Here is a 13,075-nt window from a genome sequence, read left to right as displayed (position 1 = left end):
CACCGCGCCGGGGTCGGTGGACGACCCTCCGCTCCCACGTCCGCCCGCCGTCGCGCGAGACGCGCACGGTCATCACCACCGGCCTCCGTACCGGGCCTGCTTCCGCTGAAGCCACTCCCTGACCTGCACGGCCTCCGCGTCCGAGGCGGTACGGAGGTCGGCGGCCCGGATGGTGGCGACGAAGTACACAAACCTGACGCGTCTGTGTTCGCCGTCCACACCGATGACCTTCCCCGGCCCGTAGACGTCCGTCCCCGTGTGGGCGACGAAAGCGCCGATGTTGTGGGTTGTGCCCATAATTCTGTCGATCTCCTAGCTCTGTGTGCTGAACCGCTCACAGCGTGGCCCGGCCGCGACTACGCTCGGTAGGTGTCCGGGCGTGACAACGCGGATGGCACGAGGGGGCGTTGGCGGATGGCGATCGAGGACAACCCGCATTCGCGGACCAAGTACGGCGAGGAGCTGAAGCGCAGACGTGAGGCGGTCGGCCTCACACAGGAGGAGCTGAGCGAACGCGCTGTCATGTCCCGCACCCACATCGCCCACATCGAGGCCGGCCGCCGCCGCCCGGACGAGTCCGACGCGCGCCGGCTGGACCAGGCGCTGGGCGCGGGTGGCTTCTTCGTACGCTTCCTGCCGGCCTTGGACGGCAAGGCGGTGGCGGAACACTTCGCGGAGGCCATGGAGTTCGAGCAACAGGCATCGGTGATTCGGGAGTACGCCAACGCCCTGGTTCCCGGCTTCCTCCAAACCGAGTCGTACGCCCGCGAGGTGCTCGGCTCGGGCCATCCGCCGAAGAGTGTTGAGGAAAGTGACAGGCTGTTGGTCACGCGTCTGGAACGGGCCCGCATCCTCGACAACTTCGACTCACCAGTGGTGTGGACGCTGTTCGGCGAGGCGGTCCTGCGTCAGGTCATCGGAAGCCCGGCTGTGATGTGCGAACAGCTTCGTCACATCGTTGCCCTGGCGGAGAAGAGACGCATCCGCGTGCACGTCCTTCCGTTCGGCGCCGGCGCCCACGCTGCGCTGGAAGGTCCGGTCAAGCTCATGTGGTTCGACGACATGCCGCCCATCGCGTATGTGGAGGGCTTGAAGACAGGACGGGTCTGGGAGATTCCGTCCGTGGTGCGGCAATGCCAAGAGGTCTACGATCACGCGCAGGGCGACGCGCTGTCGCACCGCAAGTCCCTGGCACTGATCAGGTCCGTCGCGGAGGATTACGAGCATGAAGCGCAGTGACCACACACCGTCCTGGCGCAAGTCCAGCCACAGCGGCGGCAACAGCGGCGAATGCCTCGAGGTCGACGCCGCGCACCCGTCCGCCGTGCCGGTCCGCGACAGCAAGCGCCCCACCGGCCCGGTGGTGCCCTTCGCCCCGACCGCCTGGGCCTCCTTCGCCGCCGCCGTCCGTACGGGCGGTCTCGGCTGACGGCAGGGGCGCGCTCGTCGCCGGAAACCCTTGGCTGGTCGGCCGAGCCCGGCGGTATCGTCCGGCCGCATGACCAACAGCCCTGCCACCACGACCCTCTGGCGCCCCACCGGCCCCGTCGAGCTCGATCTCGTACGGGAGTCGGGGTGGCGGGCCTGGCCGCCCAGGTTGCCTGAGCAGCCGATCTTCTACCCCGTGCTCAACGAGGACTACGCGGTCCAGATCGCACGCGACTGGAACGTCAAGCACGACGGCGCGGGCTTCGTCACCCGGTTCGAGGTCGACTCGGAGTTCGTCGCCCGCTATCCCGTCCAGCAGGCCGGCGGCAGGACCATCCTCGAGCTGTGGGTGCCCGCAGAGGAACTGGACGAGTTCAACGCTCACATCGTTGGTGAGATCCAGGTCGTGCACGAGTTCCGCTGAACGGGGTGGGATGAGCCCCGGTCAAGAAGCTGCTCGGCGGGCGACGAGCCCGAGTCGGGGCTGCCCTGCGACAGCTACTGCTTTGCAATCGATCAGATCGGTTCGGGGTGCGATCTCTTACACCGTCGTCGTTTCCGAGGTCAACGTAGGTACTGCCTTGGCCGACTGATCCTGCCGGGCCTTTGTGCAGCGCGCGAGGCCCGGCCGCTTTCCTTATGAGGCCTCATGCGTTTCTCCACCTCTCTCCGCACACACCCTGCTGTGCCGGCCACGCCCTTCATCGGCCTCTTCTTCGCCTTCGTCTTCCTCACGAGCACCCGACGCATCGAGCACCTCATCGTCCTGCCGTGGGCAGCGCAGGCGGCGTCGTACGCGGTGCATGCCCCCGTCCCGATGGCCGCCGCGGCTGCGGCGGGGCTGAGTGCCGTGGAGGCGACCCGTCTCAAGGCTCTGGGTACCTGGGACCTGGGTTCCGTCCAGCCCATGTGGCGCATCGCGGCGCGGCCCGTTCTCATCACCGTGGTGTCCCTGTCGGTGCTGACCGCTGGAGTCATGGCGGGTGGGCTGTGGGTGGTCGGAGTCTTTCCCGATCTGTACGCACTGCACCTCATGGGCATTGTGGTGGTCCTGCTCACCGCCCATGCCGTCATCGGATTCGTCGTCGGCCTCCGACTTCACGCGTTGTACTCCGCACCGCTCGTATCGGTGGCCGTCTTCGTGGGTATCAGTTTTCCGCTGGGTACGGACAGCTTCTGGGCGCATCACGTCACCGGGTCGATCTCCTGGGTGGGGTTCGGCGAGGCCTACTCGCCCGCCATGACAGCAGCCGCGATTCTGCCCACGGTTTGTCTGGCCCTTGCCTGCGCCGTGCTGGCAGGTCCCCACCGCGACCGTGTTCGCTCCGCCGCCCTGTCTCTCGTCCTCGCGGTCGGCGGCCTTTTCGCCGCTTACGGCATCACCATGGACTGGCGTTCCGTTCCTCCGACCACCAAGGGGCTGGCCCCGGTCGCCTGCGAGGGGACCATGCCCAAGGTCTGTCTGCCGGAGGTCGGTTCCGAGCACATCGGTGAGGTTCAGGTCGAACTCGCACAGATGACGGCCCGGTTGGAAGACAAGGGCATCATCGCCCGGAAACCTCACCGTATTACCGATATCGCCGTTGCGGATGTTCGGCAGATCGACACCGGCGGAGAGGGTTGGACACTCGCCCTCGGGCCGGGCAATGCGGATCAGGCCCTCCGGGAGAACATCGCCATCTCCGTGGTCGGCATGCCCTGCGAGAATCCGAACTGGAACGTACTGCACTACAACACCCTCTGGGCGGCCCAGGCCATAGGGGTCGATGGCCATTACATGGCATGGCTCTCCCGGGAGACCCAAGGGTTCAGCCAAGGCCAGACCAGGGAGCAACTGCTGTCCGAGACAGCCAGAGTGAGCAAGCTGCCCCTGCCGGAGCAGAAGGCTTGGTACGCCCAGCAGCTCCGGGCCGCATGCCAGGCGGGTCGCTGAGCATGATCTGGTGGCTACGTCAGCGGGGCGCCCTCGAGTTGCTGCCTGGCGCTCTGCTCGCGTTCGTCCTGGGTGTCAGCCTGACCGGTGGTGTGGAAGTCGTCTTCCCCTCGTTCTTGGGGCAGTACGCGACGGTGACGGAACTCAGCAACTTCGTCACTCTCATTCCGAGTGTCTGCTTGATCGCATGCCTCGAACGGCGGATGCCTTCGGTGGAACGCTCCGCCATCCGCCGAATCGACGCGCGAGACATCATCCTTGTGTCAGGTTTCGCGCTCCTTGTGACAGCAGTGGCCGCGGGAATGTCGCTGCTGGGATCGGATGCCCCAGCGGTGGCCGCGCGGAACAACCTGCTCTTCTGCGGACTCGCCCTGGGCGCCTGGCCACTGATGGGCCACCGCGCGCCCCTGCTCCCCGTCTTCTGGATGATCCAGGCCATGTTTCTCGGCGGCCGGAGCCGCGACGACCCCTACCCCTGGGTGATCGTCACCGAGGCGGCGCACGTCACCCACGCCACCGTGGGGGCCGCCGCCGTATTCCTGGCCGGGCTCCTCTCCCTCCTCTGCTTCGCACCTAGGACCGACCGATGACCGTGCTGCTCAACCGCGTCACCTTCCGCTACCGGCGCTGGGAACGCCCCGTTCTCGCCGGCTTCGACTACGAAGTCCCGGGCGAAGGTCTGACGATCCTGCTCGGCCCCAACGGAGCGGGCAAGTCGACCACGATGGCCCTCCTGGCCGGCACGGTGGCACCCCGCGCGGGCCGAGTCCTGCTCAAGGGCTCGGATCTCACCTCCGCCAGCCGCGAATACCGCCGCCACGTGGCCTGGCTGCCCCAGCGGGTGCCGACGTCACGGCAGCTGACCGCCCGCGAATACGTGGCATACGTGGCCTGGCTCAAGAGGGAGAACCGCACCAGAGCCTGGGAGCGCGCTGGGTCCGTCCTCGATCAGGTGGGCCTCGCCGAACAGAGCGGTAAGAAGACGGCCAAGCTCTCCGGAGGCCAGCTGCGCCGTGTGGGCATCGCCTGCGCCCTCGCCCACGACGCGCGGGTGATCCTCCTCGACGAGCCCACGGCCGGCCTCGACCCCCACCAGCGCACGGTGTTCCGAGACGTCGTGCGGGAGGTCGCGGCCCGGATCCCGGTGCTGATGTCCACCCACGACATAGCCGACCTGGCCGACGAGGCGAACACCGTCTCCCTCATGGACCGTGGCCGCATCCTGCACCACGGCGGAACCCGGAGCTTCCTGGACCACGCACACCCCGACGCCGCTCCGGCACGTCGGGCCGAGTCCGCGTACTCCGTCCTCATGGGCCTCGAAGGCAGTGGTTGATCAGTCCGCTCGGAGCGTCAGTTGAGGTGGGCGCGGGCCGCGAGGGCGTGGCCGCGGATCTCTTCGGCCGTCGTCGGTTCGACCGCACCCACGACCTCCGCGTACGCCTCCATCTCCGCCGCTCCGGTCAGGTAGTCGCCCCGCTGTACGAGGAGCTGTGCGCGCTCGTAGCGGAGGCGTGCGGGGTGGGAGGGGAAGAGGAGCAGGAGGTCGAGCGCCCAGAGGGCGACGGCGGAGTGTTCCGGGCGCAGGGCCGCCCAGGCGCGGATGTTGCCGAGGACGCGCGAGACGACGGCGAGCGGGTCGGCCGGGGTGAGCATCGACGGGCTGAGGGAGGCGCCCGTCGTGCTGGTGACGAGGAGTTCGGTGTCCGTGCCGGACAGGACGCGGCCGGCCGCGAAGGGGTCGGCCAGGACCTGTTCCTCCGGGTCGCCGAAGCCGACCACGAAGTGACCCGGCAGGGCCACCCCGTACACGTGCCAGCCGGCCCGCCGGGCGACCTCCGTCCAGACGACGGAGAGCAGGATCGGCAGGCCGCGCCGGCGGCGCAGCACCTCGTGGAGCAGGGAGGACTCCAGGCGCCTGTAGTCACCGGCGGTGCCGTGGAAACCCTCCCGGCCGCCCAGCAGGTCGGCGAGAGCGGCCGCCCGGGCGTGCGGGCCGCGCGGGCGGTACGGGAGCATCCCGGCGAGGCGGTCGAGTTCGATCTGGGCCTCGTCCATGCCGGTCTCGTCCAGTGACGGGTCCGCCTCCGCGCCGATCAGCAGGCACAGCAGGGCCAGGTCGGGACGTTCCGAGCGGGCCTGTGCCGCGAAACGCGAACGCCGGTCGTCGTCTTGCATGTGTGCCCCCGCCCTACTGCGCCCGGTAGTGGTGGTAGTGGTGGTGGACGGAGAAGCCCATGCCGCCGTACAGGGCGCGCGCGCCGTCGTTGTCCGACTCGACCTGCAGCCAGGCCGCCGACGCGCCCTCGTCGAGGGCACGGCGTGCCAGCGCGGCCATGACCGCGGTGGCCAGGCCCTGCCGCCGCTGCGCCGGATCGACCTCCACGGCCATGAAGCCCGCCCAGCGTCCGTCGACGACGCAACGGCCGATGGCGGCGGGGACCTCGCCGGCTCCCGGTCCGACGGCGCCGGGCACGGACGCGAACCACACGGAGGGTCCGCTGCCCAGGACGTCGAGCACATCGGGTCCGGGCACACCGAAGCGCTGGTAGCGCCGCAGCCATGCCTCGTCGAAGGAGCGGGAGACGGCGACGCGCGAAACGTCCGCGTCCAGGTCGCCCACCGCCGCCAGGCCCCCGATGTGCACCTGGGCGGATACCTCCCGGCGCCAGTCCCGTGCCTCCAGTTCGGCGCACAGCGGTTCCTGTGTGCCCGCCGCGCCCGTCGCGGTCTGGATGTACGCCGGAAGGCCGCGGGCCGTGTACCAGTGACGCACCCGCTCCAGCGCGCGATCCAGCGGCATGCCGGGATCGCCGAGGGGCAGCACCGAGTTGGCGCGCCGGGTGAAGCCGCCGGAGGCCCGCAGCTCCCAGTCCCCGAGGAGTTCCCGCTCCACCGGCTGCCAGGCGCGCGCGGTGACCCGTGCGAGCTCGGGGAAGTCCGCCGCGGGGCCCCTGCGCCGTGCGGGGGCCGCCGGCACGACCTTGCCCGCGACCATGGATGCTTCCGGGATGTGGACGCTCTCCCCGGTCCGTCGTGTGATCAGCAGCACACCACCGGTCCATGATGTGAGAACACCGACCGTGTCGGTGAACTTCGCGACCGAGGCTTCAGCGTCGCTCAAGCGTCTGACCGAGACGCGTTTGCCCACGTCAGAAGGTGTGATGCGGATCTCGAGCCGTCCGCCCGCAGTGAATTCCACAGCTCTGTGAGCCCCTCCTGTTCGGATCGTTACCGAGAACGGAGATACTAGAGGCGGGCATCGACGACGCCGCGCTCCCGCGCAAGCCAGCCCTTATCGAGGAGGAACGACAGCGTGACCTACGTCATCGCGCAGCCTTGTGTCGACGTCAAGGACAAGGCGTGCATCGAGGAGTGCCCCGTCGACTGCATCTACGAGGGCTCCCGGTCCTTGTACATCCACCCGGACGAATGCGTCGACTGTGGTGCCTGTGAGCCGGTCTGCCCGGTCGAGGCCATCTTCTACGAGGACGACACCCCGGAGGAGTGGAAGGACTACTACAAGGCGAACGTCGAGTTCTTCGACGAGCTCGGCTCGCCCGGTGGTGCTTCCAAGCTCGGCCTGATCGAGCGGGACCACCCCTTCATCGCCGCACTGCCGCCGCAGAACGGCTGATCCCAGTTCTCATGTCCCCGGTCCCGTACGGTTCGTCGTCCGTACGGGACCGAGGTGTTTGACCCCTCAGTTCCCGTACGCGAGAGCGTCCGGTTCCCGAAAGTGAGCGCCGCCGTGCCCGCAGTCTCCTCGCGACTTCCCGCCTTCCCCTGGGACAAGCTCGAGCCGTACAAGGCGACGGCCGCCGCCCATCCGGACGGGATCGTGGACCTCTCCGTCGGCACACCGGTCGACCCGGTTCCCGAGCTGATCAGGAAGGCCCTGGTGGAGGCCGCGGACTCGCCCGGGTACCCGACGGTGTGGGGCACCCCGGCGCTTCGCGACGCGCTCGCCTCCTGGGTCGAGCGCAGGCTCGGCGCGGTGGGCGTGGCGCACACCAACGTCCTGCCGGTCGTCGGCTCGAAGGAGCTCGTGGCCTGGCTTCCGACCCAGCTCGGCCTGGGCGTCGGCGACAAGGTCGCGTACCCCCGGCTCGCCTACCCCACGTACGAGGTGGGCGCACGGCTCTGCGGGGCCACCCCGGTGGTGTACGACGACCCCACGGAGCTCGACCCGGCGGGTCTGAAGCTGCTGTGGCTCAACTCGCCGTCCAACCCGACCGGCCGGGTGCTGGACAAGGACGAGCTGACCCGGATCGTCGCCTGGGCGCGCGAGCACGGTGTGCTGGTCTTCAGCGACGAGTGCTACCTGGAGCTGGGCTGGGAGGCGGAGCCGGTCTCGGTCCTCCACCCGGACGTCTGCGGCGGCTCGTACGCGGGCGTGGTGGCCGTCCACTCGCTCTCCAAGCGCTCCAACCTGGCCGGCTACCGCGCCGCGTTCGTCGCGGGCGACGCGGACGTGCTGGGCGAGCTGCTGCAGATCCGCAAGCACGGCGGCATGATGACCCCGGCCCCGGTGCAGGCGGCCACCGTCGCGGCGCTCGGCGACGACACCCACGTCACCGAGCAGCGCGCCAGGTACGCGGCACGGCGCACGGCGCTGCGCACCGCGCTCGAGGCGCACGGGTTCCGGATCGAGCACAGCGAGGCCAGCCTCTACCTGTGGGCCACCCGCGACGAGCCGTGCTGGGACACGGTGGCGTACCTCGCGGGGCTGGGCATCCTGGTGGCGCCCGGTGACTTCTACGGCGAGGCGGGGACGCGTTTCGTACGGGTGGCGTTCACCGCGACCGACGAGCGGGTCGAGGCGGCGGTCAAGCGCCTCGGCTGAGCCGCCGTCGCCCGGCAATCGGCCCGGCGCGGGGGAGGGCCCTGGAAGCAGAAGCTCCCAGGGCCCTCCCCGCGCGTACGGTGCCGGTCGGTCAGCCGCCGAGCGGCAGGCCGCCGAGGGAGCTGGTGGGCAGGCCGCCGCCGGTCAGCGCGTCGGTCGGCAGACCGCCCTTGGTGGCGCCGCCGACCAGGCCGCCCGCCTGACCCGCGCCGCCACCGGTGGCCTTCTTGGCGACCGGCGTCGCCGACTTGGCCGTCTTGCCCACGGTCCTGGTCGCGGCGGGGGCGGCCTTCTCGGCCGTCTTGCCCACGGTCCTGGTGGCGACGGGGGCGGCCTTCTCCGCCGTCTTTCCGCCGACCTGACCGGCGACCTTGGTGGTCTCCTTGGAGACGCCGTCGACCGTGCCGCCGACGTTGTCCGCGTCGAGGGCCGACAGGCCGCCGACCGGTGCCTGCGGGAGCTCCATGGCGCCTGCGGAGCCGGCCGCACCGACCACGGGAGCTGCTCCCGCCGCGATGAGCAGCGCGGCACGGGCGATCCGACGGGTCAGGGGGAGGGACATGATGCTCCTTGGGACGAGAGGACGTTCGGAATGGTGTGTCCGGCGTTCGGACGTCCTGACAACCGGGTTTGGGCAGGGAGAAGTTGCGGTGCCCCAAGGTAAAGAATTGGCAATGCGTCGCATTATCGGTCTTGGATAAAAAGGGGAAAACGCGGCATTGCGTGATGCCCTGGCGAACCGTCACTTCCCGTTCCCCGCAAGGGAATTGGCCTCGCCGTCAGGAGAGTGCGGGGGGCCGGGAAAGGGCTCCGCGGAAGAGGAACGGACTGCCTCCTTCGAGGGAGGTTCCGGACTACCGTGCGATGCGGATCCGTACCTCGTCCGAGCCGGGTTCGCCGCCGCCCGCCCGGCGCCAGCCGTCCTCCGACTCCGCGGCGCTCCACACCCGGCCGCCGTACGCGACCTCCTCGATGCGCAGCTCGTCCGACCTCGCCACCGCCCAGTGCGCGAGCTTCCAGCCGCCCTTGTCGCCTTCCGGACCGCGAGCGCCGTCGTGCCCCCCGGAGCCGCCGCTGCCGGCCGCGCCGGGATCACCCGCGTCGCCCGCGCTCTCGGCGGCGGCCGCCGCCCGCACCGGCACGGACACCTCACGTGCGTCCGCGTCGCCCGTACGGCCCCGGCCGCTGCCGCCCTTGGGCAGCACGTCCGGCCCGAACGCCCGCGTGAGCTCCGTACGCACCTGAGCGGGGTCGCCCTGCCCGCCGCCGGCCTTCGCGCCGCACGTCAGCGTCGCGGACGCACGGCCCGTGAGGGCCGCCGCCAGCAGCGCGGCGTCCGGCTCGTGCTTCGCGTACGCCTGGGGGAAACCGCTGCGCTGGACACGCTGGGCGGCGACCGTCAGCGGCAGCCGTGAGTACCCGGGCACTTCCGCCAGGCCGTCGTAGAACTTCCCCGACGCGTAGACGGGGTCGAGGATCTGCTCCGGCGTCCCCCAACCCTGGGACGGGCGCTGCTGGAAGAGGCCGAGCGAGTCCCGGTCGCCGTGGTCGATGTTGCGCAGCGCCGACTCCTGGAGGGCGGTCGCCAGCGCGATCGTGACCGCCCGCTCCGGCATCCCGCGGGTCGTCCCCACAGCGGCGATGGTCGCCGCGTTGCCCGCCATCTCGGTCGAGAGGTCGTACGACGGGCCGTCGCCCTCCGCGGCGCGGACGACACAGCGCGCGGCTTTGCCCCCGGTGACGTGCTGCACCACGACGTAACCGATGAGGGCCAGCAGCACGAGGAGCGCGGCCGTGAAGCGCAGGGCGCGGCCGCGCCGGACGGGGGAGGCGGTTTCGGACACCAGCCCACCGTACTGGAGCCCCCGCGCGGCCCCAGGGGGTGTGCCGCCAAGGGGCCGTCCGTGAGCGTTTAGGGTCGGAGCCATGCATCGGACCTTGCTCGACCTCACCCTCGACGGACCCGCCCTCACCGCCGCCCTGGTCGACATGCCGTCGGTCAGCGGCAGCGAGAAGCCCCTCGCCGACGCCATCGAGGAGGTGCTGCGCGAGCTGCCGCACCTCACCGTCGACCGGCACGGCAACAACGTCGTCGCGAGGACGAACCTCGGGCGGACGGAGCGGGTCGTGCTCGCCGGGCACATCGACACGGTTCCGATCGCCGACAACGTGCCCTCGCGGCTCGACGAGAACGGCATTCTGTGGGGCTGCGGCACCAGCGACATGAAGTCGGGCGTCGCCGTCCAGCTGAGGATCGCGGCCACCGTCCCCGAACCCAACCGCGACCTCACCTTCGTCTTCTACGACAACGAAGAGGTCGCCGCGCACCTCAACGGCCTGGGACATGTCGCCGAGGCGCACCCGGACTGGCTGGACGGTGACTTCGCGGTCCTCCTGGAGCCCTCCGACGCCCAGGTCGAGGGCGGCTGCCAGGGCACCCTGCGGGTCCACCTGCGGACGAAGGGCGAGCGGTCGCACTCCGCGCGCAGCTGGATGGGTTCCAACGCCATCCACGCCGCGGGGCCGGTCCTGGCCCGTCTCGCCGCGTACGAGCCCCGCCGGCCGGTCATCGACGGCCTGGAGTACCGGGAGGGCCTCAACGCAGTCGGTATCGAGGGCGGTGTGGCCACCAACGTCATCCCCGACGAGTGCACCGTGGTGGTCAACTACCGCTACGCCCCCGACCGCAGCATGGCCGAGGCCGAGGCGCATGTCCGCGAGGTGTTCGCCGACTGCGGCGTGAGCGAGATCGTGGTGGACGACCACACGGGCGGAGCCCTGCCCGGCCTCTCGCACCCGGCCGCCGCCGCGTTCATGGAAGCGGTCGGCGGGAGTGCGCAGCCCAAGTTCGGCTGGACCGACGTCTCACGCTTCAGCGCGCTCGGCGTACCGGCGGTCAACTACGGGCCCGGCGACGCGCTCTTCGCCCACAAGCGGGACGAACACGTCGCCGTGGACAGGATCACGCACTGTGAGGAGCGGCTGCGCGCCTGGCTCACTTCGTGACACCGCACCCTGGCGGATCGCCCCGATTTCGCCATTCGTAACGTTGGCCGACCTACCCTGACCCAAAGCACTTGATGTTCGGCGGAGGGAGCAGGTCATGAGCAACCCCGAGGGATTGCGGGCGCTGGAGGAGCAGCGGCTGGGACCGGTACTGCGCCGCAGGGAACAGATCAGGCCCGGCACCACCGACCAGCGGCTGCTCGACACCGAGGGCGACTCCCAGTGGGTGCACACGGACCCCTGGCGGGTCATGCGCATCCAGTCGGAGTTCGTCGAGGGCTTCGGCGCGCTGGCCGAACTGCCCGGCGCCATCAGCGTCTTCGGTTCCGCCCGCACCCCGGCCGGCACTCCCGAGTACGAGGTCGGCGTCCAGCTCGGCAGAGCGCTGGCGGAGGCCGGCTTCGCGGTGATCACCGGCGGCGGCCCGGGCGTGATGGAGGCCGCGAACAAGGGCGCGCGCGAGGCGAAGGGCATCTCGGTCGGCCTCGGTATCGAGCTGCCCTTCGAACAGGGGATCAACGCGCACGTCGACATCGGCGTGAACTTCCGCTACTTCTTCGTCCGCAAGACGATGTTCGTGAAGTACGCGCAGGGCTTCGTCGTGCTGCCGGGCGGACTGGGCACCCTGGACGAGCTGTTCGAGGCGCTGACCCTCGTCCAGACCCGCAAGGTGACACGCTTCCCGATCGTGCTCTTCGGGACGGAGTACTGGAGCGGGCTGGTCGACTGGCTGCGGAACACCGTGATCGCCCAGGGCAAGGCGTCCGAGAAGGATCTGATGCTGTTCCACGTCACCGACGACGTGGACGAGGCGGTGGCGCTCGTCTCCAAGGAGACGGGCAGGTAGCCGCCTTCGGCCGCTGCCGGAGCGGGACCCGGGGTTCCGGGGCCCGCTCCGGCGGTCGGCAGCGGCAGTCGGCAGTCGGCGGTCGGCAGTCGGGCGTCGGGCAGAGGGTCAGGCCAGGCCGCGGCGCGCGACCGCCGGCGGGCGGTGGCCCGCGATCGAGGCGACCATGTCCAGGACCTGCTTCGTCTCCGCCACCTCGTGCACGCGGTAGACCTGCGCGCCGAGCCAGGCCGACACCGCCGTCGTCGCCAGCGTGCCGAGAACCCGTTCCTTGACCGGCTTGTCGAGCGTCTCGCCGACGAAGTCCTTGTTCGACAGGGAGACCAGCACCGGCCAGCCGGTAGCCGTCATCTCCTCGAGCCGGCGGGTGGCCTCGAGGCTGTGCCGGGTGTTCTTGCCGAAGTCGTGACCGGGATCGATCATGATCCCGTCCCTGCGGACCCCGAGATCGGCCGCCCGCTCCGCCAGCCCCAGTGTCACGCGCAGGATGTCCGCCATCACGTCGTCGTACGCGACCCGGTGCGGGCGCGTACGCGGCTCCGCACCGCCGGCGTGCGTGCACACCAGCCCGGCGCCGTACCGCGCGGCGACCTCCGCCAGCTTCGGGTCCACGCCGCCCCACGCGTCGTTCAGCACGTCGGCGCCCGCCTCGCAGACCGCGGCGCCCACGTCATGACGCCAGGTGTCGACGCTGATCACCACGTCCGGATGGCGCCGCCTGACCTCGGCGACGAAGCCGACCGTGCGCCGCGCCTCCTCCTCGGCGGTCACCTCCTCGCCCGGCCCGGCCTTCACCCCGCCTATGTCGATGATGGCGGCGCCCTCCGCGACCGCCTGCTCGACGCGGGAGAGCGCCGGCTCGTCGCGGAAGGTCGCCCCCTGGTCGTAGAAGGAGTCCGGCGTCCGGTTCACGATCGCCATGATCACCGGCTCGTGCGCGTCGAACTCGCGCCGTCCCAGCCGCAGCATCCGCTGTTTCCTCCTCAGTGCTCGTTCGCCTGCGACCCTAGCCGTC

16 protein-coding genes are annotated in these 13,075 nt (G+C 70.4%); 10 read left to right on the top strand and 6 right to left on the bottom strand.

Features of this window, described 5'->3' with window-relative positions; translation table 11 throughout:
* Window positions 1-72: 72 nt before the first annotated feature.
* Window positions 73-297 (bottom strand): hypothetical protein, encoded by a 225-nt coding sequence (locus ACFYV1_RS11985; protein ID WP_389395340.1) that lies wholly within the window; start codon window positions 295-297, stop codon window positions 73-75.
* Between the two features lie 117 nt (window positions 298-414).
* On the opposite strand from ACFYV1_RS11985, the gene ACFYV1_RS11980 reads away from it, so the two are divergent.
* The 6 genes from ACFYV1_RS11980 to ACFYV1_RS11955 all read left to right on the top strand — a co-directional run bounded on the left by ACFYV1_RS11980 (window position 415) and on the right by ACFYV1_RS11955 (window position 4,697).
* Window positions 415-1,239, top strand: coding sequence for a Scr1 family TA system antitoxin-like transcriptional regulator (locus ACFYV1_RS11980; RefSeq protein ID WP_389395339.1), 825 nt, complete (start codon window positions 415-417; stop codon window positions 1,237-1,239).
* Window positions 1,226-1,429 (top strand): DUF397 domain-containing protein, encoded by a 204-nt coding sequence (locus ACFYV1_RS11975; protein WP_389395338.1) that lies wholly within the window; start codon window positions 1,226-1,228, stop codon window positions 1,427-1,429. The genes ACFYV1_RS11980 and ACFYV1_RS11975 overlap by 14 nt, the downstream gene beginning before the upstream one ends.
* A gap of 69 nt (window positions 1,430-1,498) precedes the next feature.
* Window positions 1,499-1,852 carry a hypothetical protein gene (locus ACFYV1_RS11970; protein ID WP_389395337.1) on the top strand — a complete coding sequence of 118 codons (354 nt, stop codon included), beginning with the start codon at window positions 1,499-1,501 and terminating at the stop codon, window positions 1,850-1,852.
* 225 nt (window positions 1,853-2,077) lie between these two features.
* Window positions 2,078-3,361 carry a magnesium transporter gene (locus tag ACFYV1_RS11965; RefSeq protein WP_389395336.1) on the top strand — a complete coding sequence of 428 codons (1,284 nt, stop codon included), beginning with the start codon at window positions 2,078-2,080 and terminating at the stop codon, window positions 3,359-3,361.
* 2 nt (window positions 3,362-3,363) lie between these two features.
* Complete coding sequence (locus ACFYV1_RS11960) at window positions 3,364-3,951, top strand: hypothetical protein (RefSeq protein WP_389395335.1); 588 nt, start codon at window positions 3,364-3,366, stop codon at window positions 3,949-3,951.
* Window positions 3,948-4,697 (top strand): ATP-binding cassette domain-containing protein, encoded by a 750-nt coding sequence (locus ACFYV1_RS11955; protein WP_389395334.1) that lies wholly within the window; start codon window positions 3,948-3,950, stop codon window positions 4,695-4,697. The genes ACFYV1_RS11960 and ACFYV1_RS11955 overlap by 4 nt, the downstream gene beginning before the upstream one ends.
* A 17-nt stretch (window positions 4,698-4,714) precedes the next feature.
* On the opposite strand, the gene ACFYV1_RS11950 is transcribed toward ACFYV1_RS11955, so the two are convergent.
* On the bottom strand, window positions 4,715-5,539 hold the full coding sequence (locus ACFYV1_RS11950; RefSeq protein ID WP_389395333.1) for a tetratricopeptide repeat protein: 825 nt from the start codon (window positions 5,537-5,539) through the stop codon (window positions 4,715-4,717).
* Window positions 5,540-5,552: 13 nt separating this feature from the next.
* Window positions 5,553-6,563, bottom strand: coding sequence for a GNAT family N-acetyltransferase (locus ACFYV1_RS11945; RefSeq protein WP_389395332.1), 1,011 nt, complete (start codon window positions 6,561-6,563; stop codon window positions 5,553-5,555).
* Window positions 6,564-6,677: 114 nt separating this feature from the next.
* Here ACFYV1_RS11945 and fdxA point away from each other — a divergent pair, with 114 nt between their 5' ends.
* A complete protein-coding gene (fdxA, locus tag ACFYV1_RS11940) occupies window positions 6,678-6,998 on the top strand; it encodes a ferredoxin (protein WP_003985062.1) in 321 nt (106 codons plus the stop codon).
* 114 nt (window positions 6,999-7,112) lie between these two features.
* Window positions 7,113-8,207 carry a bifunctional succinyldiaminopimelate transaminase/glutamate-prephenate aminotransferase gene (locus tag ACFYV1_RS11935; protein WP_389395331.1) on the top strand — a complete coding sequence of 365 codons (1,095 nt, stop codon included), beginning with the start codon at window positions 7,113-7,115 and terminating at the stop codon, window positions 8,205-8,207.
* 91 nt (window positions 8,208-8,298) lie between these two features.
* On the opposite strand, the gene ACFYV1_RS11930 is transcribed toward ACFYV1_RS11935, so the two are convergent.
* Both ACFYV1_RS11930 and ACFYV1_RS11925 read right to left on the bottom strand, forming a co-directional pair.
* Window positions 8,299-8,769, bottom strand: coding sequence for an ATP-binding protein (locus tag ACFYV1_RS11930; RefSeq protein ID WP_389395330.1), 471 nt, complete (start codon window positions 8,767-8,769; stop codon window positions 8,299-8,301).
* A 292-nt stretch (window positions 8,770-9,061) separates the two neighbouring features.
* Window positions 9,062-10,051 (bottom strand): hypothetical protein, encoded by a 990-nt coding sequence (locus tag ACFYV1_RS11925; protein ID WP_389395329.1) that lies wholly within the window; start codon window positions 10,049-10,051, stop codon window positions 9,062-9,064.
* An 82-nt stretch (window positions 10,052-10,133) separates the two neighbouring features.
* On the opposite strand from ACFYV1_RS11925, the gene dapE reads away from it, so the two are divergent.
* Window positions 10,134-11,213 carry a succinyl-diaminopimelate desuccinylase gene (gene dapE, locus ACFYV1_RS11920; RefSeq protein WP_389395328.1) on the top strand — a complete coding sequence of 360 codons (1,080 nt, stop codon included), beginning with the start codon at window positions 10,134-10,136 and terminating at the stop codon, window positions 11,211-11,213.
* Window positions 11,214-11,310: 97 nt separating this feature from the next.
* Window positions 11,311-12,060, top strand: coding sequence for a TIGR00730 family Rossman fold protein (locus ACFYV1_RS11915; protein ID WP_389395327.1), 750 nt, complete (start codon window positions 11,311-11,313; stop codon window positions 12,058-12,060).
* 108 nt (window positions 12,061-12,168) lie between these two features.
* On the opposite strand, the gene folP is transcribed toward ACFYV1_RS11915, so the two are convergent.
* Window positions 12,169-13,029, bottom strand: a complete 861-nt coding sequence (folP, locus tag ACFYV1_RS11910) for a dihydropteroate synthase (RefSeq protein ID WP_389395326.1) — start codon at window positions 13,027-13,029, stop codon at window positions 12,169-12,171.
* Window positions 13,030-13,075 lie beyond the last annotated feature (46 nt).

This window comes from Streptomyces sp. NPDC003023 (assembly GCF_042888225.1).
Taxonomy (GTDB): Bacteria; Actinomycetota; Actinomycetes; order Streptomycetales; family Streptomycetaceae; genus Streptomyces.
The sequence above is the reverse complement of the archived record's forward strand: the minus strand, read 5'-3'. Positions and strand labels throughout refer to the sequence as shown.